The organism is Deferrisoma sp. (assembly GCF_054681715.1).
The window spans coordinates 22,103-29,151 of record NZ_BAAHFQ010000028.1 but is presented as its reverse complement, the minus strand read 5'-3'; the positions used below and the strand labels follow the sequence as shown (position 1 = coordinate 29,151).

General features: G+C 69.6%; 6 protein-coding genes and 1 pseudogene. 2 read left to right on the top strand and 5 right to left on the bottom strand.

What is annotated here, in order from left to right; translation table 11 throughout:
- Window positions 1–104: 104 nt before the first annotated feature.
- The 5 genes and pseudogenes from ACY0I8_RS06565 to ACY0I8_RS06545 all read right to left on the bottom strand — a co-directional run bounded on the left by ACY0I8_RS06565 (window position 105) and on the right by ACY0I8_RS06545 (window position 5,091).
- Window positions 105–490 (bottom strand): annotated as a pseudogene (locus tag ACY0I8_RS06565) (GxxExxY protein).
- Between the two features lie 254 nt (window positions 491–744).
- On the bottom strand, window positions 745–1,185 hold the full coding sequence (gene hepT, locus ACY0I8_RS06560) for a DUF86 domain-containing protein (protein ID WP_459940608.1): 441 nt from the start codon (window positions 1,183–1,185) through the stop codon (window positions 745–747).
- Window positions 1,182–1,631 (bottom strand): nucleotidyltransferase family protein, encoded by a 450-nt coding sequence (locus tag ACY0I8_RS06555; protein WP_459940607.1) that lies wholly within the window; start codon window positions 1,629–1,631, stop codon window positions 1,182–1,184. Before ACY0I8_RS06555 ends, hepT begins: the two co-directional genes overlap by 4 nt.
- Before the next feature lie 529 nt (window positions 1,632–2,160).
- Window positions 2,161–2,661 carry a hypothetical protein gene (locus ACY0I8_RS06550; protein ID WP_461394123.1) on the bottom strand — a complete coding sequence of 167 codons (501 nt, stop codon included), beginning with the start codon at window positions 2,659–2,661 and terminating at the stop codon, window positions 2,161–2,163.
- Between the two features lie 639 nt (window positions 2,662–3,300).
- A complete protein-coding gene (locus ACY0I8_RS06545; protein WP_461394122.1) occupies window positions 3,301–5,091 on the bottom strand; it encodes a S8 family serine peptidase in 1,791 nt (596 codons plus the stop codon).
- A gap of 291 nt (window positions 5,092–5,382) precedes the next feature.
- Between ACY0I8_RS06545 and ACY0I8_RS06540 the strand changes: the two genes are divergently transcribed.
- Window positions 5,383–6,276, top strand: a complete 894-nt coding sequence (locus ACY0I8_RS06540; protein ID WP_459940604.1) for a PhzF family phenazine biosynthesis protein — start codon at window positions 5,383–5,385, stop codon at window positions 6,274–6,276.
- Entirely contained in the window at window positions 6,273–6,929 is a 657-nt protein-coding gene (locus ACY0I8_RS06535; RefSeq protein WP_461394121.1) for an alpha/beta hydrolase, read from the top strand. The genes ACY0I8_RS06540 and ACY0I8_RS06535 overlap by 4 nt, the downstream gene beginning before the upstream one ends.
- Window positions 6,930–7,049 lie beyond the last annotated feature (120 nt).

Genomic DNA, 7,049 nt, shown 5'->3' with positions numbered 1-7,049 from the left:
GCCCGTCCGCACGTCCACGCGTCCCAGCGTCCGCACGGTCAAACGACCAACGGCCCCTACCCCGTGGCGAGCTTGGCGGGCGTTGCGAGAGGCCCGAAGTTCCCCTACGCCTCCAAATCGTTCACCACCCGGGTGATGCCGTCTTTCAGTAGTGCCTCCCCGAAGTTGATCAGGAGTCCGAGGCGGCGGCCGCTCAGTCTCAGGTAGGTCAGGAGCTGTTTCTTGTGGACGGGTTGTACGGTTTCGACCGACTTCAGTTCCACGATGACCCGGTCCTCAACCAACAGATCCGCCCTGAACCCTTCTTCGAAGGTAAGACCGTCGTACTCGACGGGATGGAGACCTGCCGGTCGACCCGAAGCCCACGTTTCCGGAGTTCGTGCGCCAGAGCCAGTTCGTACACGGACTCGAGCAACCCGGGCCCGAGAAGCCGGTGGACCTGAAATGCTCCGTCCAGGATCGCCTTCGCAATCCCGTTTTCGATCGGCATTGGAAGCACCCCCTCCCGACCCGGACCGGTCTAGGCGAGCGGGTCTCACGCCACGCACGCGACGAACGCAACGGCAAAAGGCCGTGAATCGGGAATCGTGAATGGTTCGCGCGCTTGGCGCGCCGTTGGGACGCGCGAAGGTTAGGCCGTTACGTCCGCACGTCCACGCGTCCTAGCGTCCACACGGTCACACGACCAACGGCCCTAACCCGTGGCGAGCTTGGCGAGCGTTGCGTGAGGCCCAGCCGTGGGGTTTAGCCCGTTTGCTCTCGGTACCAGGCCAGCATGGCGTCCAGAAGGGCCTCGATCTCCCCGAGCCGGTGCCGGGCCAGAGAGTACAGTTCTTCCGGGGTTACCTCGTGGTAGAAGTGGACCATGCGGTTTCGGTACCCGGCCATGTCCCTCATGAGGTCGGCCTCGGGTTTGGTGAGGACTCCCACCTGGCCCAGGCGTACCGCTATCTCCTTGTACTCCGCGGCGGCGAGCCCGAACCCCTTCGCCAGGAGGTGGCGCCCCAGGTCCAACAGCGCTTCGACAGCCCGGCGGAGGCAGGATTCCGCAGCCCAGAGGTTTCGGGGGTCGGAAAAGAACCGTTCCTCGGTCTCCAGCGGCAAAGCCCTGAGGTTGGCCAACATCTCGCGGACCCAACGCGCCCGTTCCGCAACCACCCGTTCCGATACCTCGCCCTTTGTCACGGCTCCTCCCTTCCCAAGAGCACATTGATCCTGCGGCGCTCGAACGGGATCAGGTCGCCGGCCCGGCGCAGGAGGTAGAGTTCGTACTCGTCGGCGAGGTCGGGGTCTTGGGCGTACACCCTCTCGCCGTCGATCGCCTCCACCGCGACGAAGGGGTCCATCTCGGGGAGGAGCCCCAGGTCCACCCGGCCGACCCCGAAAAAGTCCTCGAGCCGCGCCGCGAACCGGACCTTCGTCTGGATGTCCCAGCGCCGGGCGGGATCGGGGAGCACGGCCACGTCCAGGTCTGACCCGCCGGAACCCAGGGCTGGTCGTTCTCCCCGCAGCCACTGCGTGGCCTCCCGGGTCCGGCTGCCGAACAGGTAGAGGCTCCGGACCCCGTGCCCGCGGCAGATTTGTGCCAGGGCATCTTGGCGAGACGGGTTCGTTCGTGAAACGGCGGGCATGGAAGCTCGTCCAGGTGCGCGAGAAACCGCTTGTCGGGTTCCCTGAGATCCCGACGGAGTGTGAGGGGGGGGCAGCCCGACGCCGGTATTCTACCGGGCCGAGGCCCAAACAGAAAGGCGCGGGGGCCGGCTACCGGCTCCCGCGGCGGCAGAGCAACGGCAACTTCTTGTCTCACGCCACGCACGCAACGAACGCCACGGATTTCTTGGGGTTTCGTTGCGAGCGTTGCGGGCGTTGCGTGAGGCCCGAAGTTCACGCCAGGGCCAACCGACGGCAAGTCCCTGTCTCACGCCACGACCGCCACGAACGCAACGGCAAAAGGCCGTGAATCGGGAGTCGTGAATGGTTTGCGCGCTTGGCGCGCCATTGGGACGTTACGTCCCGACGTCCACGCGTCCCAACGTTCGCACGGTCGAGCGTTCGCACGGTCAAACGACCAACGACCCGCGACTTACGACCGGCGGAAGTTTTGCCCGTCCGCACGTCCACGCGTCCTAACGTCCGTACGGTCAAACGACCGACGGATCCTCAGAGCAGCCCCGCTTCCCGAAAGGTTTCCCGGATCTTGGGATCCCGCTCGGCCAAGAGTCGCAGGGCACGTTCCATGCGCTCTTCCCGTTCCTCCACCTCACGGATCTTTCGCAACGGCGGGTCCATCGCCGTTCGCCGGTCCCAAATTGCGAATCCGATGGTCACCGCAACGAGCCCGCCGAACACCGAGGCCAGGATCCAGATGAAATTCATCATCTGCTCGATCCGGGCGTTGACCTCGTCGAATCGCTTGTCTATCTGCTCAAATCGTTTGTCCACCTGCTCAAAGCGCTTGTCCATCTGCTCGAAGCGCTTGTCCACCTGCTCGAATCGCTTGTCCACGCTGTCCTTGAATTCCAGAAGCGCGGTTTCGATCCGCACGAGCCGGTCCCGATCGGCGAGGGTAAAGGGGACCTCCCGTTGCTCCGCCGCGTACGTCTGGGACGAGGCTCCCAGCGCGAGGAACACGGCGACCACGGCGCCGACCGCACGGTTCATGGAACACCTCCAGCCCCATCAGGGTTCCGAGGACGCAACAGGCATTCTGATGGGGGGCGGTAAGGGTGTCAACATGGGTGGGTCTCGGAACTTCTTTTCGTGTCACGCGACGCACGCAACGAACGCCACGGATTCCTTGAGTTTCCGTGGCGAGCTTGGCGAGCGTTGCGAGAGACCCGAAGTTCCTGCCAAGGCAAACTGACGGCATCTTCCTGTCTCATGCCACGATCGCAGCGAACGCCACGTTCGGTTATTCGTTGTTCGCCGTCGGCCGTGGCGTGGGCCAGGTGGGGTTTCCACGACGAACGACCCGCGACCTACGACCGGCGGCAGTTTTGCCCGTCCGCACGTCCACGCGTCCTACCGTCCGAACGGTCAAACGACCAACGACCACAACTGCCGTGAATCGTGAAGTCGTAAATGGTGAATGGTCCGCGAGTTTGGCGAGTCGGGGGGAATAACGTGAGAATGTGCGGGTTAGAACGGGAGGAGGTGGTACGACCAACGACAAACGACCTGCGACTTACGACCCCCGGTTCTTGACCCGTGGCGGGCTTTGCGGGGGTTGCTTGAGGCCTCAGAAGTTTTCTCCACGGAAGCGGGCACCCCCGGTTTGCCGGGGGCGCCCGCGGTTTGGGTCTAGCGCTTTTTGCGCCGGCCCTTGCCACCGGTGCCGCTGCCGGAGTCGGGCACCAGGACGGTCACGGAGGCCAGGCCCTCGTTGCCCGCCGGGTCCAGGGCCCGGGCCTCGATGGCGTGGGGCCCGGGGGATGCCTTTCGGGTGTTCCAGTTGCAGGTGAGCGTCGTGAGGTTCGTGGCGCAGAGCACGTGGCCGTCCACCCGGACCTCCAGGAGGCGGACGCTGCGGTCGTCGGACGCCCGGGCCTCGATGCTCACCTTCCTGCCCACGGTGGTGCCGTCGGCGGGTTGGAGGAGGGTGACGGAGGGAGGCGTGGTGTCCGGCGGGTCGGGCTGGTTGTCCACGGTGACCGTAACGGGTTGGGACGCGGCGCGGTTTCCGGCGGCGTCCCAGGCCTCGGCCACCAGGGTCGCGGTGCCCTCGGGTTCGGCCGCGGTGTCCCAGGCGAACCGGTACGACCCGGTTTCGTCGCTTGCGAGGAGTTGGCCGTTCACCCGGAGGTCCACCCGGGTCACGCCCACGTTGTCGCCGGCCTCGACGGCCACCTCGACGGTTCCGGCCACGGTGCCGCCGGTGGGGGAGGCGATGCTCACCCAGGGGGCCTGGGTGTCCACGGGGTCGGCCGACAGGGCGAGTTCCACGGCGGCCGCGGCGTCGAGCCGGCCGTGGCCGTACCACTCGTCCCAGCCGGGATCGCCCAGGTCGGCGGCGGTCTGGAACAGGATGGTCTCCACGTCGGAGGGGGCCAGGGCCGGGTTCACGGACCACAGGAGGGCCGCGGCCGCGGCCACGAGGGGGCTTGCGAACGAGGTGCCCTGCACGGTCTGGTACCCGCCGCCCCGGGCCGTGGTGAGGATCGAGGTGCCGGGCGCCGCAAGGTCCACGTAGGCCCCGTAGCTCGAAAAGCTCGCCCTGGCGTCGGAGGCCGTGGTGGCCGACACGGCCAGGAGGTCGGGGCTATCCGCGTACGCCTCCCGGCCGCCCGAGTTCCCGGCCGCCACCACCACGAGGCCGCCCTTGCCCCGCAGGTAGCGGGCCGCGCTCTGGACGGTGGAGCTCCCGGCCACCCCGTTGTAGCTCACGTTGGCCACCCGGGCGCCGTGGTCGGCGGCCCAGGTGATGCCCTGGGCCACGGTGCTCCAGTAGGCCCAGCCATCGGGGCCGGCGATGCGCACCGGCATCACCGAGGCCCGGCCCGCCAGCCCGGCCACCCCCAGGGCGTTCCCCAGGGTGGCCGCCGCCGTCCCCGCGACCCAGGTGCCGTGGCCGTGCACGTCGGAGGTGTCGGCGTTCTGGTCGTAGAAATTCCACCCGGGAACCATCCGGCCGGCCAGGTCGGGATGGCCGCCGTCCACCCCGGTGTCGAGCACGGCGATCACGACGTCCTCGCCCCGGCTCGTGTCCCAGGCCGGGGGGGCCCCCACGGCGGGCAGGTGCCACTGGGAGGGGTACCGGGGGTCGTCGGGCACGCCCTCGGGCGGCACCGCCATGTCGGGTTCGGCGAAGCTCACGTGGGGGTTGTGGCGCAGGGCCTGCAGCACGGCCTCCTGGGCCTGGGGCGGCACCTCCACCACGTGGGCCCGGATGCCGCGGATCTTGGCCTTCACCCGGCCGCCGTGGGCCTGGACCGCCGCCTGGACGGCCGCGTCGGGGGCGCCGGCCTTGGCCTGGACCAGAATGCGACCGGGCACGGGCCGGGGTTGGGGCCCGGCCAGGGACGGGGGCGCCAGAAAAAGGGTGGCGCCCAGGGATGCGGCGGTGACGGCTCGCAGCAGGGATCTTCGGTTCATGGCGACTCCTCCGTGAGTGGAATGGGGGTCCGTGGGATCGCCACCGGGGGAGAGCAAGGCGGGTGCCAACGTTCACGAGCCGGGTTTTCCGCAACGATTCGGGCGGGTGGGGGAGGGAGGAGCCGGGCCGGGTACGGGGTCGTGCCCAGCCGACACGTTTGCGTTCCCTTTGGGTCACCGGCGCGTTGTGTCCCCCGGGGCCGATCGGGTACCATCGGGGGCTGTTCGGGGAGTGTTCGTTTTTCTTCCGGTTGCCGCCCGGTTGCGGCGCCGCCGAGAGGGAGGCCAGCGATGCAGACCCGCCCGATCTACCTCGTGGATGCGTTCACCCGCACGGCGCTCCAGGGGAACCCCGCCGGGGTCATGCCCCACGCCCGGGGGCTCGACGAGGACCACATGCTCGCCATCGCCCGGGAGGTGAACGCCTCGGAGACGGCCTTCGTGCTGCCGAGCCGGGAGGCCGACTTCCGGATCCGGTTCTTCACGCCGTCCCAGGAGGTGCCCTCCTGCGGTCACGCCCTGGTGGCGGCGCTCACGGTGCTGGAGGACCTGGGGGAGATCCGGGTCAAGGGGGAGTTCGCGCGGGTCCGGGTGGAGACCGGGGTGGGGGTGCTTCCGGCCGACCTGGTGCGCACGCCCGAGGGCATCCGGGTGGACCTCACCCAGGACGCCCCGGCGTTTCGGCCCTGCACGCTTCCGGCCGACGAGATCCTGGAGGCCCTGGGGGTGGACGAGGAGGACCTGCGCACCGATCTCCCCCTGGAGCTCGCCTACACCGGGCTGTGGCACCTCGTGGTGCCCCTGACCACCACCGAGGCCCTCGACGGGCTCCTGCCCGATTTCCGGGCCCTGGCGCGTTTGAGCGAGGAACTGGGGGTGCTCACGGTGCACGTGTTCGTGGAAGGCTCCGACGGGTACCACTGCCGGGATTTCAGCCCGGCGGCCGGGATCGACGAGGACCCGGTGACCGGCACCGCCTCGGGGGCCCTGGGCGCGTACCTGGTGCGGCACCGGGCCGCGGCCCCGGAGCGGCCCTTGCGGATGGTGCAGGGCGAGGCCTGCGCCCGGCCCGGGGAGGTGCGGGTGGTGGTGCACGGGAAGCCGGGGGAGCCCGAGCGGGTCGTCGTGGGCGGCCACGCCGTGGTGAGCCTTCGGGGCCACCTGCGGCTGGGGGACCTGGGGTGACCCTGGAGACCGGGGTCCGGTTCCCGTCGGAGGGGGCCGAACTGGAAGGGCGACTCCACGTTCCCGGGGGGGAGCCCCCGGTTCCGGGCGTGGTCGTGTGCCACCCCCACCCGCTCCACGGCGGGTCCATGAGCGTGCCGGTGGTGAAAGCCGTGGCCCGGGCCCTGGCGGAGCGGGGAGTCGCCACGCTCCGGTTCAACTTCCGGGGGGTGGGGCGGAGCACGGGCGCCTACGACGAGGGGGAGGGCGAGGTGGACGACGTCGTGGCCGCGGCGGCGTTCCTGGCGGCCCAGCCCGGGGTGGACCCGGGCCGGCTCGGGCTCGTCGGGTACTCGTTCGGGGCCTGGGTGGGCGGCCGGGCGGCGGAGCGGATCCTCCCGGGGTTCCGGGCCCTCGTGGCCGTGGCGCCGCCCCTGGAGCGGCTCCCGCTCGAGGCGTGGACCCGCATCGCCGCTCCGAAGCTCGCGCTCGTGGGCGACCGGGACGACTACTGCCCGCTGGACCGGTTCGAGTTCTGGTACGCGTCGCTCCCCGAGCCCAAGGAGCGCAGGATCCTCCCCGGAGCCGACCATTTCCTGGGCGGCCGGGAAGGGGAGGTGGCCCGGGCCGCGGCGGCGTTTTTGGACCGCCACCTCAAGGAAAACCCGGGGTAGGCGGGATTGGGCCGAAGGCCCGGAAGAAAGGGGCCTCGCGGCTCGGAAGCCGGTCCCACAGGCTGGCGCAGCCGATCGGTCTGGGACCACAAAGGATTTTGGCGTCCTGGCCTCCCAGCC